This window comes from Vibrio sp. St2, assembly GCF_947311885.1.
GTDB lineage: Bacteria > Pseudomonadota > Gammaproteobacteria > Enterobacterales > Vibrionaceae > Vibrio > Vibrio coralliilyticus.
On record NZ_CAMZNA010000002.1, the window covers coordinates 147,327 to 168,121 of the forward strand.

The window sequence follows — 20,795 nt, forward strand, 5'->3', positions numbered from 1 at the left end:
TAAACTTATAAAAACAACGTAAGGCAGGATATATGATGTCAACTACTAACCTTCAGGGCTTAGACAAACTAGATCGGAAAATTCTATCTAACCTTTTGTCTAATGGCCGCGAGTCAATCGCTAACCTATCGCGTAACATTGGCTTGTCACGTACCGCAGTCGCTGAACGCATCAACCGACTGGAAAAAACCGGTATTATTAAAGGCTATACCGCACAGATCAGAGTCGAGCAAGAAGGCAGATCAGCCGCCAGCTACTTGCTGATTTCATGTGAGAAAGGTAAGAAGAATAATGTGACGGAAGCTCTTAAAGAGCTTCCTGAGGTAAGGCTAACGAGTATCGTTGGTGGAACTTATGACATTATTGCTCTAATTGAGGCGCCAGATCTTCAATCGATACATACCCTGTGCAATGAAATTGAATCGTTTAACGGCATTCAGTCTTTAAACAACACAGTAGTATTGCATCAACCTATCCGACGCTAATCTTTCTCAATGTTTGAGTAGGACACATTAAAACAAAACCCGCGATTTCGCGGGTTTTTATTGCCTGTTAGAGTTGGCCTATTTGTTTGATTGACGCATCTTTTGTACCTGGGTCACCTAACCACATCGTCTGTCCTAACAAATTGCCTTCCCCCTGCCCTAATTCATTTTTAGGAATAGTATCAAGCTTAACTTTCATAATGAGGTCCCATGCCAACGGATCTCGCAATATAAACTGCATTAACCCAATCAATGTCTTGTAGTTTGCTCGGCCTGGAAGGAAAGTTTGATAGGTAGAGAAGTCAATATCTTCAATACGTAGATGAAACTTGCCCACTAAATCTGGCAAGGTTTTACCTAAATGCAGATCTTGACCAAGTACGCAATTAACATGATTCAGCTTATTTCGTTGAGATTGATGGATCGCAACACGTCGGTAAATCCACTCATCGACAATAACATTCTGCAAGCTGAAGTAATGAGCCACAATACCCGATATCAATTTAGGAGAGCGTGTACGAGTCGAGAGCTGGCTAACGTACGAGAGTAGCTTTGCTCTGTCTAACTCACTAACTTCTGCTTCCTGCATCACCGACGATAAGCCTAGAAGATGCAGCATACGACCTGAAAATGGGTCCTTAGCTTCACTCTGATATTGAATATGATAGCGGTATTTTTTCCATACTCGATAAACCAATGAGATATGTCGATTATGAAAGAAATCAAAGAACTGCTTAACCGGGTTATCTTCGTCGTCGCGGCCCGCAAGCTTTTCAGTGTATGAGGATGGTAACGGTGAACTCGAGCCATGAAGACCTAAAAAGGTAACTTCAACGCGCGAATAAGGGTTACCGTCCATTTCATAATGAGAAACAAAGTCTATGTCGCTTTTCGGAAACGCTAAACTTGGAGAAACACTGAATCGAATGTGTTCCTGCCAGATATACTTGTTCTGACCAATACCGTTATAACTGTATTCTGTCTGTGATTGATAATGTTTTTCCAGCAATGAGACAGCTTGAAAGAAGCCAAACTCATGGGTTTCTTGCTCAATCTGATTAATCATAAAACAGTCTGCTGCCCCGCTAGACTTGGCCAGTGATAGTTTTCTCCGGTTTTCTCATCAAACACTTCTAGCTCTGTAAATGAGTTCAGGCTGGAATACAATCGAATGAACTCATTTAGTACACTCACCAACAGGAACATATCGCCTTCATTGACAAAGTAAGTCGAGTCTACAGTTAGAGTAAATTGGGTACCTCGAATGGCTGTGCCTCTAAATACCCTGTCTGCTGGTTTCATCTCTGTTTTCTTTATCCCGTCCAAGCGATGGATAGACGCTCGATGCGCTTGACGATCGACGCGGGAATGAAAGTCATAGGTCGATAAAAGCACTTTCAGTACATCTATGTTGGCCAGAGACAGATAGTTCAACGACATGTTTGCGATCAATTGCCACTGCAATTCACCGTTTACCTGAGGGCTCACTGACTGAGTCGGCTTAGTGATATTGGTGAACGTCGCGTATGTAGGGGAATTGTGTGATGTGTAAGTCACATCGCCTACCGACAAACGTTCTGCTAGGTCGCCATTACTACACGTGAGCTTCATAAGCACCGTTTCTGAGCCTAACTCGGCAATATCACTGGTGTGCGTATGGAAAGAGATATAACGTTCTAAGCCACGTCCACTGACTCGCTCAGATACCTTGGTTTTGTAAAACTCACGCTTGTCGCGCTGATTAATCTGATGCTCGAACGATTCAAATTCAATCAGCTTCTTACGGCTACGCTCGTTCTTACTCCAGGTCTCTACATTTTCGATCGAGTACACTTCGTAGTGATCTTGACTACTACTCTGAGGCCTGACTTTGTATTCGCTTCGGCGATGCTCCAGTCGAATCGGGTCACCGTCTTTGCTAAATAGGTTAACTGCTGGTGTACAGTGCAATCGTAAGTGCTTGTCTTTTAATACCACTTCCGAAGGTAATGCGCGTTTAAAGACAAAAGACATCTTAACGGTTGAACGTTGAGGAACGCCACTTAACCACTCTAACCCAGTCACGTCGAAGAACATAAACTTCTCTGGTAGAGAAAAGTATTCCTGAAGCAAGCGATACCCGGCAAAAGAGTTGGTTCCGTATGGCAGAATCGCTTCATCATCACCAAAGCCAACAGGCTTAATACTGCTTGCAGGCAATTTATGTTTGTATCCACCGCCAACATCCAGTTCGATGTAATCTAGGTAACGGAACAACCAAAGATATAAGGTTCGCGTTACATGAACTTCTCCATGAAGATAAAAACGCAGCGAGTCCATTTTTAGCCTAGAAAGTTCCTGACCGTATTCTGCGGCTATTGTGACGTCAACGTTTGAACTCGTGCGACTGTTGGACTGTTCCACATTCGTGATACTGACAGGATAGAGTGCCACATCATAACAGGTACGGAACAAACACTGCGTCCCTTCAACCTGCTCACTTGCCATTTCAGCACCACGTTTGACCACTGTTTTTTCAGTCACACTACCTACATGTGGTGATAGCTCTGAAACACACATAGACGGAACAGAGCGCATGTAGTGAGGCCAAAGCAGAGTCATCAATGACTGCGTTAACTCTGGCAGTTCGTCGTCAATCTTTTCCCGAATTCTTCCTGTTAAGAAAGCAAAACCTTCTAGTAGACGTTCAACATCTGGGTCATAGACACCTTCACCCAGGAAATTCGTCAGTTTAGGATGGTATTTAGCGAACTCGCTTCCCGCTTCGCGAAGATAAGAAAGTTCATCCTGAAAATATTTACTGCTGCTCACGAAGAGTTTCTCCTGACTTTAAACGTTGAACTTACCGTCAACGCCCATGAACACATTGATAGACATTGGAACCTGACCACCATTGTGAGAAACCTCACCAGTGATGCCGAAACTCAGCTGTAAGGGATTATGAAAGTCCTGACGATATGTCACTTCGATATTGCCCAGTCTAGGTTCAAACTTATGAATAGTCGTGCGTATATTCTGCTGAATATGACGTACTAAGTTTGATTGGCTAGCAAGGACATCATTGAAATCAGGAAGACCATAATCATTGTCTATCATTGCATTCCCGGCATGTGTGTTAAGCAAATCTGCGAGATGAATATGTATAGATTCAATAAGATGTTTGTGTGAAACAACTTTTTCGTAGCAATTCTTGGGCTCCCCCAATTCAATGCGTTCGAGTAAGCGATAACCTTTTTCCATACTTACCTCTAAAAAGAACGGCCAGCAAAACTGGCCGTTCGAATCTTAAATTAGCTACTCTGATTACTGATCCAGTTTACCAACTAGAGACAGGTCAAAGCTCGCACCCATGTACTTGAAGTGAGGACGTACAGACATTGATACCTTGTACCAGCCTGGATCGCCTTCAACGTCAGATACTTCAACCTTCGCTGCGCGAAGAGGACGACGACCGCGTACTTCTGCTGGCGGGTTTTCCTGATCAGAAACGTACTGACGGATCCACTTGTTCAGTTCGATTTCAAGGTCAGAGCGCTCCTTCCAAGAACCAATCTGCTCGCGCTGTAGTACTTTGATGTAGTGCGCTAGACGGTTAATGATGAACATGTATGGTAGCTGTGTACCTAGCTTGTAGTTCATTTCCGCGTTTTTGCCTTCTGGCGTATTCGCGTAAACCTTTGGCTTTTGGATAGAGTTTGCTGAGAAGAACGCAGCATTGTCCGAACCTTTACGCATCGTTAGAGCAATGAAACCTTCTTCTGCAAGTTCAAACTCACGACGGTCAGAAACCAAGATCTCTGTAGGGATCTTCGTTTCGATCTGGCCCATTGACTCGTAGTTATAAACTGGCAGATCGAATACCGCACCGCCACTTTGTGGACCAATGATGTTTGGACACCAACGGTACTTAGCGAACGATTCACTGATCTTAGATGCCATAGCGTAAGCAGAGTTACCCCACAAGAAGTTGTTGTGGTCATCTGTTACCAACTCGTCGTAGTCAAACGCCTTGATTGGGTTGTCTTCCACTGAGTAAGGGTTACGTAGCATGAAACGAGAAGTACAAAGACCTAGGTAACGTGAGTCTTCATGTTCACGTAGACCACGCCATTTCGTGTACTGAGGGCCTTCGAATACCGACTTAAGATCTTTCATGTTTGGTAGCTCTTCGTAGCTATCCAAACCAAAGAACTTAGAAGATGCCGATGTGATGAACGGAGCATGTGACATCGCACCAACGTTCGCCATGTATTCCATTAGTTTGATATCTGGGCTTGAAGACGTTAGCTGGTAATCACAGATTACTGCGCCAACTGGCTTACCACCAAACTGACCGTATTCACGCGTATAGATCTGCTTGTATAGACCTGACTTCACAACTTCTGGAGCATCTTCGAAGTCATCCAGCATCTCGTCTTTCTTCGCTGAAATAAGTTCGATAAGGATGTTTTCACGGAAGTCCGTGTGATCAACCAGATACTTAAGACCACGCCACGTAGATTCGATAGCCTGTACTTCTTCGTTGTGAAGAATCGCATCAACCTGCTTTGATAGCTTCTGGTCAATCTCACCAATCATCAAATCAACCAGAGACTGGTCAACTTTCTCGGCAGAGTTGTTACTTAAAAGTTCACCGATGAACGCTTCAACACCGCGCTTTGCAACGTCAAAACCTTCGTCACTTGGCTTCAGGCGTGTTTCGTTAAGAATGCTATCCAGAAGAGAACCAGATTCAGCCAACGCCGCTTCTTGTTCTGGAGCTTGTGCTTCTGCTGTCATAATACCCTCTTATTCAGCCTTTTCAGCATCTTGGTTTTCACCAATGCTGAGTTCTTCTAGTAATTTCTTACGAGCTTCTTCATCCTGAAGAACGGCAGCGATCTTCTTACGGAATGCAGGTACGTTGCCTAGTGGACCTTTTAGCGCAACCAATGCTTCACGAAGCTCTAGCAGGCTGTTTAGTTCCGGAACACTTTTAGCAATCGCCTCAGGTGAGAAGTCCTTCATGTTCGTAAACGTTAGATCAACGCCAAGCTGTGCACCTTCTTCATCAGTCAGACGGTTTTCAACATTAACTTTTAGGTTTGGAGCATAGCCTTCCAAAACTTCGTTAAAATTGTCTTTGTCAATATTGATTGGCGTACGTTCTTCGATTGGTGTCTCATCAGCACGTGCTGTAAAGTCACCAACAACCATCATATTCAACGGCAGTTCAACGTCTTCTTGCGCATCACCAGTCGCTGGAACGTAACGGATATTAATTCGCTCTTTAGGAGCTACCGAGCCATCGCGTGACATAATTAGTTCCTTATCTAATTGTGTTGTTTAGTTATAGATTGACTCCCACTCCTCAAACTTTGCAGGCAACAATTCCTTGTTTGGATACAGCTGCTTCAGAATTTTTTGAGATAATTCATCTAGTTGCAAAGAGAGGTGTGGTTCCCAGCTGCTTAGACTCATTTCGTCTCTGATGACCCATAACTTTTCAAGATAAGGTAAACAGAGCGCGTAAAGACCAACAGCTTGGTAAGCTTTTACGATTTGTAAATGCAACATAAATTGCCCTCGCCCAGAGCTATCAAGCTCAAGGTTTTGTGCAACTTCTGCTACGCGTTCTCCCAAATTTTCGAGAGTAACATCGTCCATTGACACCAAATCGCCTTCTTGCACGACTACGCTAGGCAAAACCTGTTGACCTGCATTGGACGCCGATGAGCTGGCTTTATTCAGCCATTCGATCGTTGCTTCGTTGGCAAATGGAATCGAATTCTTAAATGACAGAGCCTCTATACCCGGTAAGGATTGAGCAAAGGCCTTCACTTCCTCTGAAACGGCTTGAGCTGCTTCTTCCAAGCTCAAGTTTTTCAGCATCTGATAAACGTAGTAATGGCCAGTCAGCCAAAAAGGCGCATCAGTTAATGTGCGCTCTAAACGTTTTATCGTGTCGATATCACTTTCTTGCTTAGCTTTGTCTCGGTATTCGGATTGTTTGTCCTGAGACACCGCAAGAATTAAAGGTGTTTCATTGTTCTGATGGTCTGGCAACTCTTCGATGTCTGACCAAGTCAAATGTCTGTGGATGCGGTAAGACAGCGGCAATTCAGGCTCCGAGGCCAAAATCATTTCTGCAACCTTCTTCAACGTTCGTTTAGAGGCTGTAGGTGAAGAAAAGTCGGTATCGATATCCACTTCTTTTTGCTGTCGACTTGCTGGTTTCGCAACACTTGGTTTAACGACTGCAGGTGTAGATTGTGTCGGCTCTGGTGAAGGTTGACTTTCAGGTTTAGGTTGTGAAAGTTCAACTGGGTCTTGCTGAGCCTCTGGCTCAGAAGGTGCCGTATGTGTCTCGTCAACCCCTGCAGATTGAAGTAGACGATTGAGCTCGCTACGCAATTCAAAAAAATCGGCTTCTGAATCTTGAAACACTTCATCAAAGTGGCGTTGTATCTCTTCTACTGCATCATTACATCGCGACAACGCTTCCCAAGTTAGCTGCTCATTCGGCAGCTTAGGCAGCGCAAGTTTTAGCTGATGGTTCAACCATTCCACTGCTCCGTCGCGGCCACGTTTTCTACGTGGGTATAAATCTGAGCCAAAACGAATTAAGGACTCAGCAAGCAATGCTAGGCCCTGCTCAAGACCAGGTAGCCCTTCACTTTCTACCAAAGCACGCGTCAAGTAACACATCGCTTTAAAGTCTTTGCTGTGCTTAGTGATAACTTCTGTTGCATGGCTTTGTACTACTGCCCAATCAACCGTTTCACCAAATAAAGAACCGAATTTTTTTACTTCAGCTTCCATCATTTCGAAACTGAATTCATAGCGCGCGTCTTCGCCAGCTGGCGAAGCTTCGTTAATTGGCTCAAGAAGTGTATTTATTTCTGCTGTCACTGCTTAGCCCCTCACACTCGGCTGATAATCGCTAATTGCTCGCTGGACGGCTAAAGCACCACGTGCAGGCTTTGATTTTTTGTGGCTCTTGCGAATTGCATCACTCGCCATACTATTGAGTAGTTGAGTGACTTCACTAAACTTCTTAGGAGCATTAACCTCAAGATCGTTTAGTGACGAATTAAGCTTTGCCGTTTCGAAAATCGCCTGCTCTGTCACAGTGCTAAACAGAATGTATTCGCTACGTGCTACTTTTAGAGCTCGAACCTTCGCAATCAGATCTGGGGTATTACCAAAAAACTGCTTTGCCGCCTCTGCTTGTTCAATAGCACGTGAGTAGTAATGCTGCTCGGCATTTGCATCAATGGTCGCATAAACCTTGTTTAGCACGGTATTGGGCAGCACTTGGCTGTAGTAGTAAGACTCAGCTTGGTGATTTGCCCAAGCCGTTTTCATGTAGTCATCAACTGCTTTTGCACGACCGCTTAAAATCAAGCTGACAAGTTCGTTATCCTGCTTACCCATATAATTAGACACTTTCTGTGCCTCAACGGTGAGCTTATTCAGGTTAGACATAACTTCATTAAACGAGCGCTCAGATTTCGCGAAAAGGACGCCGTCGTTATTTAGACTTTGATGCAGTGAAACCAACTGAGAACGAATATCTTTAAGTACAACTGGGAAGTTCTCAGCAACTTGCCTTCTCGCCGCTAAGCTGTCTTCGTTGTGCTGGTAGACATTAAGAAGTTTGGTTTGCTGCACGCGGTAAGCGTCCTGATAAGGTGCCATCATGACAACATCACTAGACATATCGTCTAGCGCGTATTCAATTTTCCATGGAGGCTGAGCTAGAAACGCCGCCGTTTGAGCAGGCTTAATCGTATTGACCAACGCCGTTGAATCACCAAAACCAGATTTCACCGATGGCTTCCACTCTGGCTGTACATAGTCATAAAAATAGGTTCCGGTAACCAATACAACTGACGCCACCAACGCAGCTTCAAGATACTTAAAGCGACCGAGAGCAAATTTGTCAGCCACGCTATGTTGTGTCAGAACGAGATCAGCATTTCTTAGATTAGAGAAGATCGGCGCACTGTTATCTGACTTCAAAGCCTGGGTATCAATTCGAGCCAATGCCTGAGCGAAAGAAATTGCGGTATAACCGTGCGCTCTCGGCTTGTTAAGTACGTTTTTAAGCAGTGACCAAACGTGTTTAGGAATCAATTGGCAGCGCTTGTTCTGACCCAATAGTTGACGCCAAACGTCACCATAGGTAGAGCCAAGGAATAAGTGCCCAGTCAACAGTGCCAGAGAATAAACATCATCTTGAGGTTTAGCGATTCCGCTCTCGACATACATTGGTGAGGCATAATTCATGCTCACTTCTGAAGGCCCTTCCGATTCTTCAGTGTATCGAGCAGCCCCAAAGTCAATGAGCTTAACGCTGTCGTCTTCGCCAACAAGTACATTGGCCGGCTTAATATCCAAATGACACACGCCACGAGTGTGCATGTACTCCAAAGCGCCAGCTAACTGGTAGATAAGCCAGGCGATATGATCATGACGGAAGCCTTTTTTGGCGTGTCTTTCTATCTTTTCAGCTAACGACTCACCATGTATCCACTCATACATGATGTAAGGGCGATCAAATTCATTGCCGATCTTAATGAAATCAGCAACGCTAGGATGTTGAGATATTTCAAGCTTACTCGCTTCACCAATCAACATTGAGTGTTCATGGTTGGAGGTTCCTTCATTTGCGACTTTACAACACACTTGTTTTTCCGGCTCACCTTGTTTAGCGAGGTGGTAAAGTGTTGTATTACCGTTTTTTGAAGGAAATGACTCCAATACATCAAATTGCGAGAATAAAACATATTCCAACTTAGGCTTGTTTCTTTGTGCTTCCTGCTGCTCTAACTGTTTTTTTCTCTCAATCGCTTTATGAACTAATTGATTGATATAGCTGTCGCTTGATCCATTTTGATCAGACACGTTTTACTCTTTGGCCAACTGATAATAATAACTAGGGGGGCATATTAATTATTTTGAATATTGCTTTTCAACTGCGTAAAAATAAAAAGCCCACTATATCTATCAATTTAGTCAGAATGACAGCTCAGCAGATATAACACGTGACTCTTTAACAGCTTAAATATAATTTTATTAATTAATATTAACGCATTGTGGAGCAGTATTGAGTTTGTTACTCGTAGTCACACAAAGAAGCTCTTAATAAGCCACGATCACCGTTCAAACCGTACATGAAGATAGAAGCTGGTTCTGATGAACGATGCATTTGTGTAAAGCTACACAGTATTGCCAATGCGGACGCCTGACCTATCGTTCCCCACAAGTCATTGATTAACGTGGGTTGTTGAGGGTTAGTAAATTTTTCCGCTCGAGCACCCAGTGCAAAACCGTAATCTTCCGTATTATCGCGAGAATTATTCATGTCTGAATAAACCCACCCTAGTTGTTCAAAAGCACTTGCTGCTTTTCGGACTAAGCGCATCATGCCTCTACGATCAGTCGTATTCCACTCAGCGAGGAAATATTCCAGGGTGGCAATCGGCTTCAGCTTAAGTGTCTCAACAATATTCTTCTTAGTTAAAATGACACCTGCCCCCCCTTCACTAGGGATCAAGCCCCACGGGTTTTGATTCCCCATCACTTTCTGGTCTGAAATAAGGCTTTCTAACTCTGAAAATAACGAATCAACTGCAATACAAATAACGGCGTCTTGTTGGTTAAGCATGCCTAACGATTCATTAATAAAGCGAGGACCGCCTGAATTAGAAATCTCAATTTTGGACAACCACTTAGCGTGACCACTTTCTTCTACCCATTTCAACAAGTAGCTATTTTCCACTGACCCGGGTACAGACAGAATGACAGGAACTGGTTTTAGTGTTTTAGGCAGTTTATTCAGCATGGAAGAAAGTAACGTATCCACCATTTCCACTACTCTTTCCTGCTTATCCTCTGCTTTAATATAATCAGCTTTAGCATAAGTGAATTTATCCACGCCATTTTCTGCTTCGTGCTGATTAAAACGCGCTAAGTCAGCTTGAGCAACGGCGAGAGAAATATCCAGATTCATCCCCATTGGGGTCAGGACATCCACATCCAGTACGTATCGACCGTAAACATTACTCATGCGCTTTCTCTCGCTTTTGAAACTGTTGAGGAAACCAGAAGGTGCTCTTTCGCCTGACACGGGAAAGAGGCGGTGTAGCTGATCGTAAGACGTTTTTCTTCTGTATCGATAAACACAGTGTACATTGGCATTGGAGCACTAAGCTTTTCGTCACCGAAATCTGCAATCGCCACAAATTTCTCAGAGGGGATTCGGAAAGAGAACACGTCATCATGAGAAAATCCACTCATCATTAACCGTTCTCCCCCCTCTAAGAAACCATCGCACTGCTGGTCAGCGGGCGCCGATTGATAGAACTTCCTGTCAAAATCTTCAGGCAGCAGTGGACGTCGATGCTCTTCCCAATGCTCATCAAATGTGCCGGCGTATCGCGTTCTTTCCGAAAAAAATGGAGGAATAGGTCCAAGGCCAGCAACTCTCAGAGGCTTGGTGTTCGGCGCCCATTCTTCATTAGGAAAGAAAACCGATGGAACGGGTCTGGCTAATAATTCTTCACTGCTTTTTGCAATACCAGAACCAACACGGTTTCTCTCATCACCACCTAAAGCCCTAGAGTGGTCAATCTCAGCCTCCACATAAGCTTTGGGGTGAGAAACCGTCACACTTCCGCCATGCTGTACCCATTGTCGCTCACCGTGCACGGCAATACTTTTATCAATGTGATTATCGATAAGTATTCTGCACTCATGATAAGTCACCGGGCGTTTGGCATAAGCACGAGCTTTACCGTAAACCAAAACATCAGTGTTTTGTTTGGAGACAGGAAACTCATGGTCAACTTTCATCGCAGATAAACCTGGCTCACCAAGGTAGATCGGGTCATCGTAGATTTCTTCAGCTGGAACCTCGTCCCACACTTTTTCATTAAGATTCCACTGGCGCTTAGCCGTAAGAACCCAGACTTCATGACCGTTTTCATCACGTTGAAAACGACCTTTCACCAGCAGGTCTGTTGCTTGTTCAATATCCCACAGTTGCATTCTGATTCCTTAGGTTAAATCGCTCGATAGCAGCAGGTTGATCTGATACTTTGCTAAACAACCAATCTTGCTGCACCGCTGGCATTGACCATTCCCATGGAATGTAGACGCGGCCATGAATACACAAATGTCTCCATATCCACGTTCGATAATGCTCTAGAATTCGTGCGTTAGTCATTGCACGCATAGTCGATTCAAACGTCAGAGCCTCACCTAATCGCATCGACTTGTTCACGATGTGCTCGTTGGAATCACGCCAATCCTCAAGTGAAGCGATGGCTTCTTCCCATTCATACTCAACACCCAATTCATGAGGATTAAGAGGGAAGCGCTCGCCATAAACAACATCTAGAGCGAACAGCCACTCCTCGCCCTGCTCTTCGTCAAGCGTCATTACATGATCTAAAGCAGCTAAGATCCACTCTGGTTTGCCAGTCAGCACCATCTGAATCGGAGCCATATCTTTACTAGGGTCAAACTGGTTGAACTCAACCAATTCCAAAAGCTTCGCAAAGGTTATGACGTACTCACTTGGTAAATCTTCTTCTTGAACACCAAAACGTTTTCTAAACCAAGTACCACGGTCATGCTTACAAAGTAGCAACTCAAACAGGTATTTTTCGTCGTTTTGGATTTCATTGATCCACTCAACGCTGTCTTCAACATCGAACTTAGCCAGAACAGGATGTACATCTTGCTCTTTCAGTGCTTCTTCTTTCATCCAATGCTTGGCAAGACCAATACTTAATGTCTGACGTAACCTCATTAAGTCAAAACATAACTGGCTGGCAGACACCTTCCCTTCAATAAGTCGAGCTAAGGTAATGTCAAGGTGCGCTAACTTGGAGTGTAGGATTAGCAATGTCGCGTCTTTAGAATCGATAGTTTCAGCAGTTTTGATTGCTGCAAGCAGGTGGTGACGCTCCTGCTCAAACTCAGGTTCAAGCATCAGCCAAATGAAAAGCTCTGGTGCAGAGTCTTTTAGTTCATACACCAACCCGGGACTTAATCGGTAGAATGCAATATAAACTTGCTTCACATCTCGCATCTGACGTTCAACCAAACGCAGGTAATCTTGTGAAATCGAAGGGTAACCTTTTCGATGTAACCTCACCCATTGCCTGAAAAGAAAAGACAGTGATTCAATGGCGATTGCGGATTTTTCGCGACAGAATTCGAGCCACGTTGGATTTAGCTCGACCAGCTGGGCAATTTCTGCGTCTAATGTTTCTATCGCTTCAGCAAGATCTTCGTTGGTTAACGCAGAGCTAAGCTGTTCTTTGGTAATTCGTTGTCTCATAGTTTATCTGCATGTTCGATCAGTTGATGGCAATCGTTCCACCTTGAATCTTCTGTGCTTTTTCGGCTTGAGAGGTCACGTACTTAGCTTGTGTAGTTATTCGCCCATCTCTGCCGCTGTAGCGAGTTTGAGTCTCGCCACTTTTCACAATCAACTCTTGAGACGTTTCTATCGTCATTTTCTCTGCGCGAATAACAAGTTCGTTACCATCGTCGAGCATTGAGAAGAAAACATCAGTGACTACAGGTAAGCTGATGTCCTGATTAATGAATTCAATACGACAATTCAACTTATTATCTATCGCTAACTGAAGCTCAGATTTTCTAAAGCCACGTCCCAGTCTTGCTGACAGAGGTTGTCCGAATGGGTTGCCTTCAAAGTCGACTCTGACACTGTCTTGGGTTTCGTTAAAATCTACTATGGTGCCAAAACGGGAAAAGCAAGCCGATTGCTCGGCTTGCTGGGTTTGTTGTTCAAATTGTTCTAGGTGTTTGTGTTGTTTCATTAGTTAATCGCTACGTTGCCACCTTTAATCACAACTTTGTCGCTGCCTTCAACTGTAATAGAAGAACCGGAAAGCTTGATACTTCCATCACTGTTCATAACCAAAGAAGAGCCACCTGTTTTCAGCACGATTTTGTCACCACTGATCACCTGTGTTGCAGCGTCCGCTTTGTATGACGTGTTTCCTTTCACAGAGACTGTAAGGTTGCCACCGACTGTTAGGTTGTCATCAGCACCAATATCAGCGGAGCGAGAAGCACCGACAGTCAGGTTGCTGTTTTCACCAACATCTAGATCGTCGTTTTTCCCGATCTTAGTTGAGCGGTTGTCACCTATTTCAAGTGTCGAGTTATTCTTAACCGATTGAGTTTCGTTTGCGTTGTAAGTTACCGTGACATCTTGTTCAACGGTCTCAGTAAACGTACTGTTCACCTGAGTCGTTTTATGTCCGTCGATGGTTTCCTTGTGATCACCATGCACTTCGTTTGTCTGATGGCGCCCTACTTTAAGAAACTCATCCTGGCCAATATCACGGTAACGGTTATTCAGCACCTTGGTAGACATATCTTTCTGAGCATGGAAGTAGATTTCTTCCTGATTTGCTTCGTCTTCGAAGCTCATCTCGTTGTAACCCGTTCCCTTATGGGTCTGAGTTCGGAATGTCGTACGCGTTTTATTCTCAGGCAATGAGTAAGGAGGGTAATGTAGACCGTTGTACACCGCGCCTGTTACTAGTGGACGATCTGGGTCTCCCTCGAGGAAGGTAACCACAACTTCGTGCCCAATACGCGGCAGATAAACGGCACCCCAAGTTGGGGCTGCCATTGATTGGCTGACACGAATCCAGCAGCTAGCATGCTCATCATTGTTACCGTATCTGTCCCAATGAAATTGAACCTTGATTCGGCCAAGTTTATCCGTGTAGATTTCTTCGCCCGCAGGGCCAACAACAACCGCAGTCTGAGGACCATCAACCATAGGTGCTGGCAGTTTAGGTGCTTTGAAAATCACATCACGTGGGATACAGATAAACTGGTTCTGATAAGTAGTTGGCAAGCCGCTGTTTTCGTCCTCATGCACCTGAGGATCATGACCACTATGAATAACTGACAACATAGTGTAATCACGGTTAATCGCGCTACGTGGGTGCTCACCAATATTAAAGCTGTAACCCGGCACCATTCTCATGATGTTAGACGCCGCTTCAATCTGCTGATTTTCTACCTGATGATCAGCAATCCACTCTGACGCACGGACTTGTCCCATTGCAGGGTCAACATAACGACCAGGGTAGTCAAACTGCTTAAGATCCTGATCTAAAGGACCATCACTAGACATTTCCTGCGGGATCTTAGGTTGTTCATAGTTGTAGTCGGTATATGTTGTACTACCGGTTCTAACTCGGTTGATCGCTGCAAGGTCAAAGATATGTTCACGGTCAGCCACACCGCCGGCATCCGAGTGATACACCACCGGACCTAGGTAGGATGCGTTCAGCGGTGTACTTAACAGCTCTGGAATAGCGTCATTGCTATCAACAATGACCATTGTGTGGTTGCCTTCTGTATGCTCGAAGTAGTACCACATACCATGTTCAGCAAGCATACGTTGGACAAAGTTACTGTCGCTTTCACGGTACTGAAGCACATATTCCTTGGGAGGATAAACACCAGAAAGGTCAAGACGATAATCGGTGACAGAGGCGTCGTCTAGCACCTGAGAAATGATGTCTGGTGCGGCTAAGTTCTGGAAAATTCGACAATCTTGGCGTTGAGTCATGAACCACATCTGTGGAACAAGAATAATCTGGTAGCGCGAGAATCTGCGGCCAGAGCCAAGGAATCGTACCTCATTTACTACGCCGTGGAACAAACGAGCAGAACCAACACCCTGACCAAACAATGTCAGTAATGCTGGTTTGCGGATAAGTTCGTCGAACGTAATATCAGCATCAAGTGAAAGTAATGAGAGGCTGACTTGAAATGGTTTCGACAGTTCTTCAGTCACTTGAAAACTTTCAACACGAAATTCATGGCCACTACCCTGAACTTCAAATTTAAATTCTACGTCAATCGTCATACCTTTTACCTGATACAAATAATAAGATCAGGGCCAACATAGGTTGGCCCTTAGCGTTCGGTAAGAAAATCTTACGCTTCGCGTGGAGCACGCCAGTCGTCGTTACCGCCTTTACCCATTACTTCGTGAGTAACTTCGATTGCACGGTAAGTGAAGCTCAATACTTCTTCAGTTACACGGTCAGAAGTAGCAGCATCTTGACAGTGAGCCATACGAGTTTGCATATCAACTAGAAGAGCATCAATTAGTTTGATTGTGTAGTAGTGCTCTTGCTTACCTTGTACTGAAGTACGGTAGAACTTGATGTTACACTCAGGTAGTTTTTCACCAGAAACTAGTGCGTTGAATAGAAGTGGTGAACAGCAGTCTTGTGCCTTAGTTACGATTACAGGCTTGTGAACACGTTGACCTGTTGGCTGACCACTTTGTGGATCACGTGGAATAGTTAGTACGTGATCAAGTTCTTGAACTAGAAACTCATCAACGTGTGCTTCTTGCCATGAGTTACCAACTGAGTCAGCTGAGTAAGCATCTTTTGTGATATCGCCTTGAGTTTCGCCCGTGATAGACATATACGCAGGAGTTGGCATCTTATATTCCTTCTAAAAAATTTCTATTTATTTAAATTCACCAAATCGCTTATTACCGCGACCCGATTAGCTTAATACAAACACCGTGCCAACTTTTAAATCGTTATTTTTCAACAACTTATGATTTCAATATTGTAATTAGCGCAATTTATCAATTCAATAAATTGTAAAATTAAACAAGTTATTGTCGATCGAAAACAATTAATTGTTACTTATAAATCTTGATAAAACAACGGATGACAAAAGACTGAAAAAAGCGTTATTAACGGGCATTTAAGACATAATAACTAAAACAATAATCATACTGACCGCCACATATAAACAATAGGGTTTTAATCTATTCAATATCGGATAACAAACAACCATAAAAAGCCTGTCAAAATAGCTAGGCAAAAAAAATGACTTTTATTATTTAGTATAATTCGAGCCAATTTTAAACAAACCATAAGCTCGATAAAGACAATGATAAATATTAATCTATCTTCATTAATTCAACGTCTGCACCCTATCGCAAAAGTCGCGCTAGAAGACGCCGCAGCTTTGGCTGTATCAGAAAAGGCCAACGAAGTTCAAATTGAACACTTCCTTTTAAGTCTACTAGAAAGACCAAACAGCGATTTTGATGTTCTACTTGCACACTTTGACTGTTCGGAAAACATTTTACGCCAATCTATTCGCTCTACTTTAGATACAAGCCCAACAGGTAACGGTGGCAAACCTGTATTTTCTGCTTTATTGATCGAATGGTTACAAGAAAGCTGGCTAGTATCTTCACTAGACTTATCTCAAACACAGATCCGTTCAGGCGCGCTGCTACTTACTTTAGTGAGTAACCCTCTACGCTATGGTCAGCACGGATACGCTGCAATTCTTGAAAGCGTCAATCCAGACAGCCTAAAACGCAATTTCGGTGAACTGACCAGCCAATCTCTTGAAGCGCAGGTTGCGACTTCTGAAAAGACACAAGCACGTGAAGACGGCTCTGCACTGAGTAAATTCACAACAGACTTTACTGGCAAAGCACGTAAAGGTGAGATCGATCCTGTATTCTGTCGAGATCAGGAAATTCGCCAAATCGTCGATATCCTTGCTCGTCGTCGTAAAAACAACCCTATCGCAGTCGGTGAACCAGGTGTTGGTAAAACTGCTGTCGTTGAAGGACTAGCACTTAAAATCGTCCAAGGCGAAGTGCCTGATAACCTGAAAGGCGTTGAGCTTTACGGTTTAGATATGGGCCTACTTCAGGCTGGTGCGAGCGTAAAAGGCGAATTCGAGAAGCGTTTGAATGCCGTTCTAGACGAAGTGAAAAACTCACCAACACCAATCATTCTCTTCATTGATGAAGCACATACTCTTGTTGGTGGTGGTAACCAAGCAGGCGGCAGTGACGCGGCAAACCTACTAAAACCAGCTCTTGCCCGCGGTGAAGTAAAAACAATCGCAGCGACAACTTGGTCTGAATATAAGAAATACTTCGAGAAAGATCCTGCCCTAGCTCGACGCTTCCAACTGGTTAAACTGGATGAGCCATCACCTGAGCAAGCAGCTCTGATTATTCGTGGCCTACGCCCTGCTTATGAAAAATCTCATAACGTTTACGTTCGTGATGATGCCATCACTGCCGCCGCCGCACTTTCTGCTCGTTACATTTCAGGTCGCCAACTACCGGACAAAGCCATCGATGTTCTGGATACAGCTTGTGCACGCGTAAACATCAGTTTAAATGCGGTACCAGCTTCAGTTGAAACATTGCAGCAAGAGCTTGCAGCTCAAACTCGCGAACTGGAAGCCCTTGAACGTGACCAGCTTCAGCAAACTGGCGACAAGCACAGCCTAGCGTCTATCCCAGATCTGAAAGTGGCGATGGAGAAAACACAAGCAGAGCTAGAAGTCCAAGAAGCGCAATGGAAAAACGAGAAAGAGCAAATCGAAGAGATGATCGCTTTGCGTACTCGCCTACATGAGCTTGTTTCTGGGGAAGAAATTGAAGTTGCAGAACCAGAGGAAGAAGGTGAAGAAACAGAAACGTCACCTTATGCAGAAATGGACGAAGAAGCGGTACGAATCGCTATTGCAGCTTGTCAGGAGCAACTTGATGCCATTCGCGGCAGCAACCCACTTGTACACTTCGAAGTTGGCCCAGATGAAGTAAGTCATGTAATTTCTGATTGGACTGGCATCCCTATGGGTAAAATGCTTCAAGACGAAGCAGAAACAACTCTGAAACTGAAAGACAGCTTAACCAGCAACATCAAAGGCCAGGAGTATGCGATCGACGCTCTGGCAGAAGGCATTCAAACGGCGAAAGCTGGTCTAGGCAACCCTGACGCTCCAACTGGTGTGTTCTTGCTTGTCGGCCCAAGTGGTGTCGGTAAAACAGAAACGGCACGCGCTATTGCAGATCAGCTGTTCGGCGGTGAGCGCTTTATGACCACCATCAACATGTCTGAATTCCAAGAGAAACACACAGTGTCACGTCTGATTGGTTCTCCTCCAGGCTATGTTGGTTACGGCGAAGGCGGCATGCTAACTGAAGCAGTACGTCAACGTCCATACTCTGTTGTTCTGTTGGATGAAGTTGAAAAAGCAGACCCAGAAGTACTTAACCTATTCTATCAAGTATTTGATAAAGGCACACTGAACGACGGTGAAGGCCGCTCTATCGACTTCAAGAACACCTTAATCATCATGACAAGTAACCTTGCGACTCATGAGATTGAGTCACTGGTACAGCAGTCGAAAGACATCAATGCTGGTGTGATTGCAGAGGCTATTCGTCCGACGCTGAACCAACACTTCAAACCAGCACTACTCGCTCGTATGTCTGTGTTGCCGTTTGTTCCTCTATCTGACGAAGCGATGACAGACATCATCCACCACAAATTGGGTAAAGTATCTGAGCGTCTTCAAAGCCATCACAAACTGTCGTTGAACTACGACGATACCTTGGTTGAATTCGTACTTGGCAACTGTCGTCTAGCGGAAACAGGGGCTCGTAACATCGATGCGGTAATCAACCGTCAGTTACTCCCTCAGCTATCGACACAACTGTTAGTGCACGACAAGGATGAGTCGCACAGTCAGATCACTGTATCTGTCGATGAGCAAGGAACGCTATCTTATGCGTTCAGCTAATCAGAACGATCTGAGTAACGCACTTTTAGCGATCAGCCAGTCTCTGGCTGATCGTACTCAGCTTGCACAAACTTTGGACGCGGTGCTTACAGCAGCGCGTCAGATGACGTTTTCCAAACATGGCATCATCTACGTTCTTGATCAGACGGGTCAGGCCTTGATTCCAAGCATTGTTCATCATAACGAACAGGCTCTCACCTCTCACCCATGGCAACCTTTATCGTTTGAGCAAGCCAGCCAAACGGATCCTTTCAACTACGCGATACAAAATGGCGAAGTTGTCTTGATTAATGAGCTGTATCAGTACAACGGTTACGATTGTGAAGCTGTGTATGAGACGGAGCTAGCGCTTGGCATTAAAAGCGCCAACCTACTCGCTTGGCCACTCGTCGACGACAGCGGTAAAACTATTGGTCTATTAGCTCTGTTCGACTTGAGCGTAATAGATAATGAGTCGGCTCTAACGGCATTTTGCAATATGGCAGCAAACAGTATTCGGCAAGCAGTCTGGCTTGAAGAATACGGCCATATGATTAAAAGCCTCAGCGCCGATAACGCTGCTCTAGTACGCGAAAACCAACATCTCAAACAACGCAAACAAAGCCACTACAAAGGCCCGATTGCGGAAAGTGAACAGATGCTGGAAGTGCTACGTCGTTTAGAGAAGGTACTGACTCTTCCTGTAGACGTTCTACTACGAGGTGAAACAGGCGCAGGTAAAGAGGTTATCGCGAAGTATATTCACGAAAACTCAAACCGCGCGGATCAACCACTTATCGTCCAGAACTGTGCTGCCATACCGGAACAGCTACTTGAATCTGAACTGTTTGGTCATAAAAAAGGATCATTTACTGGTGCAGACAAGGACAAAATAGGTTTGTTTGAAGCCGCTCATGGCGGAACTTTATTCCTCGATGAGATTGGCGACATGCCATTGTTGCTTCAAGCTAAGCTTCTACGTGTTTTGCAGGAACGTAAAGTGCGTCCGGTGGGTGCCAGCAAAGAAGTCGAAGTGGATGTTCGCGTTGTTGCCGCTACGCATTGTCATTTGATGGATAAAATCAAGAATGGCGAATTCCGTGCGGACTTGTTCTATCGCCTGAATGTATTCCCGATAACGCTCCCTCCGTTAAGAGAGCGCGAAGCTGACATTTTGCCGCTAGCCGAACACTTCGTGAAGCAAAGCGCATCTAACTTAGGCCTGTCACAGGCTCCTGGGTTTAGTGCAAACGTGCAAAAACAGCTTCAGGAGTACTCATACCCTGGTAACGTTCGTGAGCTAAAAAACATCGTCGAGCGAGCCCTGTTGCTTTCTGACTTCGAAACCATAAGCCAGATAGAGTTTGGAGAAGCAGCAGCACTTGCTGAAGCTCATCAGACGACACCTGCTATGGTTGAAGTGATACAACAGCCTGTCGTTGAGAGCATGCAGCAAGATGCTGCGGAACAAGCAGACTATTCTAAAGGCCTTAAAGAGGCTGTAGGAGAATATGAGAAGACCGTCATCCTTGATTGTCTGAACGCATCAAACTGGCAAATTAAACGCGCCGCAGAGCAACTCTCACTGCCCGTCAGCACGTTAAGCCACAAGATGAAGAAGTACGATATTTCTGCAGCGGGTTAACGAACTGCTTTTAGTATTTAAGCCATAAAAAACCGCCATTTCTG

16 protein-coding genes are annotated in these 20,795 nt (G+C 44.6%); 3 read left to right on the plus strand and 13 right to left on the minus strand.

Going from position 1 to position 20,795, the window contains the following annotated elements; translation table 11 throughout:
- Positions 1 to 32: 32 nt before the first annotated feature.
- Positions 33 to 485: an Lrp/AsnC family transcriptional regulator gene (locus tag QMA41_RS07245; protein WP_019277704.1), complete on the plus strand. Its 453-nt coding sequence runs from the start codon at positions 33 to 35 to the stop codon at positions 483 to 485.
- 67 nt (positions 486 to 552) lie between these two features.
- Here QMA41_RS07245 and tssG read toward each other — a convergent pair whose 3' ends face one another.
- From tssG to QMA41_RS07310, 13 genes are all read right to left on the minus strand, one after another.
- Positions 553 to 1,551 (minus strand): type VI secretion system baseplate subunit TssG, encoded by a 999-nt coding sequence (gene tssG, locus QMA41_RS07250; RefSeq protein WP_006961140.1) that lies wholly within the window; start codon positions 1,549 to 1,551, stop codon positions 553 to 555.
- Entirely contained in the window at positions 1,548 to 3,296 is a 1,749-nt protein-coding gene (gene tssF, locus QMA41_RS07255) for a type VI secretion system baseplate subunit TssF (protein ID WP_006961141.1), read from the minus strand. Before tssF ends, tssG begins: the two co-directional genes overlap by 4 nt.
- Before the next feature lie 18 nt (positions 3,297 to 3,314).
- The gene (gene tssE / locus QMA41_RS07260; RefSeq protein WP_019277706.1) at positions 3,315 to 3,725 is read right to left on the minus strand and encodes a type VI secretion system baseplate subunit TssE; all 411 of its coding nucleotides are present in this window, start codon (positions 3,723 to 3,725) and stop codon (positions 3,315 to 3,317) included.
- A gap of 63 nt (positions 3,726 to 3,788) precedes the next feature.
- The gene (gene tssC / locus QMA41_RS07265; RefSeq protein WP_006961143.1) at positions 3,789 to 5,264 is read right to left on the minus strand and encodes a type VI secretion system contractile sheath large subunit; all 1,476 of its coding nucleotides are present in this window, start codon (positions 5,262 to 5,264) and stop codon (positions 3,789 to 3,791) included.
- Between the two features lie 9 nt (positions 5,265 to 5,273).
- A complete protein-coding gene (tssB, locus tag QMA41_RS07270; protein WP_006961144.1) occupies positions 5,274 to 5,783 on the minus strand; it encodes a type VI secretion system contractile sheath small subunit in 510 nt (169 codons plus the stop codon).
- Between the two features lie 27 nt (positions 5,784 to 5,810).
- Complete coding sequence (gene tssA, locus QMA41_RS07275) at positions 5,811 to 7,376, minus strand: type VI secretion system protein TssA (protein ID WP_281629249.1); 1,566 nt, start codon at positions 7,374 to 7,376, stop codon at positions 5,811 to 5,813.
- Positions 7,377 to 7,379: 3 nt separating this feature from the next.
- A complete protein-coding gene (locus tag QMA41_RS07280) occupies positions 7,380 to 9,374 on the minus strand; it encodes a protein kinase (RefSeq protein ID WP_082315316.1) in 1,995 nt (664 codons plus the stop codon).
- Between the two features lie 211 nt (positions 9,375 to 9,585).
- Positions 9,586 to 10,539, minus strand: a complete 954-nt coding sequence (locus QMA41_RS07285; RefSeq protein WP_019277709.1) for a hypothetical protein — start codon at positions 10,537 to 10,539, stop codon at positions 9,586 to 9,588.
- Positions 10,536 to 11,519, minus strand: a complete 984-nt coding sequence (locus tag QMA41_RS07290) for a DUF2169 domain-containing protein (RefSeq protein WP_198562146.1) — start codon at positions 11,517 to 11,519, stop codon at positions 10,536 to 10,538. Before QMA41_RS07290 ends, QMA41_RS07285 begins: the two co-directional genes overlap by 4 nt.
- Positions 11,500 to 12,819, minus strand: a complete 1,320-nt coding sequence (locus QMA41_RS07295; protein ID WP_281629250.1) for a hypothetical protein — start codon at positions 12,817 to 12,819, stop codon at positions 11,500 to 11,502. Before QMA41_RS07295 ends, QMA41_RS07290 begins: the two co-directional genes overlap by 20 nt.
- Positions 12,820 to 12,838: 19 nt before the next feature.
- A complete protein-coding gene (locus QMA41_RS07300) occupies positions 12,839 to 13,324 on the minus strand; it encodes a hypothetical protein (protein WP_006961150.1) in 486 nt (161 codons plus the stop codon).
- Positions 13,324 to 15,402, minus strand: a complete 2,079-nt coding sequence (tssI, locus tag QMA41_RS07305) for a type VI secretion system tip protein VgrG (RefSeq protein WP_019277713.1) — start codon at positions 15,400 to 15,402, stop codon at positions 13,324 to 13,326. The genes QMA41_RS07300 and tssI overlap by 1 nt, the downstream gene beginning before the upstream one ends.
- A 71-nt stretch (positions 15,403 to 15,473) precedes the next feature.
- Positions 15,474 to 15,992 carry an Hcp family type VI secretion system effector gene (locus QMA41_RS07310; RefSeq protein ID WP_006961152.1) on the minus strand — a complete coding sequence of 173 codons (519 nt, stop codon included), beginning with the start codon at positions 15,990 to 15,992 and terminating at the stop codon, positions 15,474 to 15,476.
- Between the two features lie 462 nt (positions 15,993 to 16,454).
- Between QMA41_RS07310 and tssH the strand changes: the two genes are divergently transcribed.
- Together tssH and QMA41_RS07320 are read left to right on the plus strand one after the other, a co-directional pair.
- On the plus strand, positions 16,455 to 19,127 hold the full coding sequence (gene tssH, locus QMA41_RS07315; RefSeq protein ID WP_281629251.1) for a type VI secretion system ATPase TssH: 2,673 nt from the start codon (positions 16,455 to 16,457) through the stop codon (positions 19,125 to 19,127).
- Complete coding sequence (locus QMA41_RS07320; protein ID WP_281629252.1) at positions 19,114 to 20,751, plus strand: sigma-54-dependent Fis family transcriptional regulator; 1,638 nt, start codon at positions 19,114 to 19,116, stop codon at positions 20,749 to 20,751. Before tssH ends, QMA41_RS07320 begins: the two co-directional genes overlap by 14 nt.
- The last annotated feature ends 44 nt before the right edge of the window (positions 20,752 to 20,795 follow it).

Coding starts and splice junctions, on each gene's coding strand:
- QMA41_RS07300 (WP_006961150.1), bottom strand. CDS start 13,324: ATGAAACAACACAAACACCTAGAACAATTTGAACAACAAACCCAGCAA.
- tssG (WP_006961140.1), bottom strand. CDS start 1,551: ATGATTAATCAGATTGAGCAAGAAACCCATGAGTTTGGCTTCTTTCAA.
- tssH (WP_281629251.1), top strand. CDS start 16,455: ATGATAAATATTAATCTATCTTCATTAATTCAACGTCTGCACCCTATC.
- tssC (WP_006961143.1), bottom strand. CDS start 5,264: ATGACAGCAGAAGCACAAGCTCCAGAACAAGAAGCGGCGTTGGCTGAA.
- tssI (WP_019277713.1), bottom strand. CDS start 15,402: ATGACGATTGACGTAGAATTTAAATTTGAAGTTCAGGGTAGTGGCCAT.
- QMA41_RS07285 (WP_019277709.1), bottom strand. CDS start 10,539: ATGAGTAATGTTTACGGTCGATACGTACTGGATGTGGATGTCCTGACC.
- QMA41_RS07245 (WP_019277704.1), top strand. CDS start 33: ATGATGTCAACTACTAACCTTCAGGGCTTAGACAAACTAGATCGGAAA.
- QMA41_RS07295 (WP_281629250.1), bottom strand. CDS start 12,819: ATGAGACAACGAATTACCAAAGAACAGCTTAGCTCTGCGTTAACCAAC.
- QMA41_RS07320 (WP_281629252.1), top strand. CDS start 19,114: ATGCGTTCAGCTAATCAGAACGATCTGAGTAACGCACTTTTAGCGATC.
- QMA41_RS07290 (WP_198562146.1), bottom strand. CDS start 11,519: ATGCAACTGTGGGATATTGAACAAGCAACAGACCTGCTGGTGAAAGGT.
- tssE (WP_019277706.1), bottom strand. CDS start 3,725: ATGGAAAAAGGTTATCGCTTACTCGAACGCATTGAATTGGGGGAGCCC.
- tssB (WP_006961144.1), bottom strand. CDS start 5,783: ATGTCACGCGATGGCTCGGTAGCTCCTAAAGAGCGAATTAATATCCGT.
- QMA41_RS07310 (WP_006961152.1), bottom strand. CDS start 15,992: ATGCCAACTCCTGCGTATATGTCTATCACGGGCGAAACTCAAGGCGAT.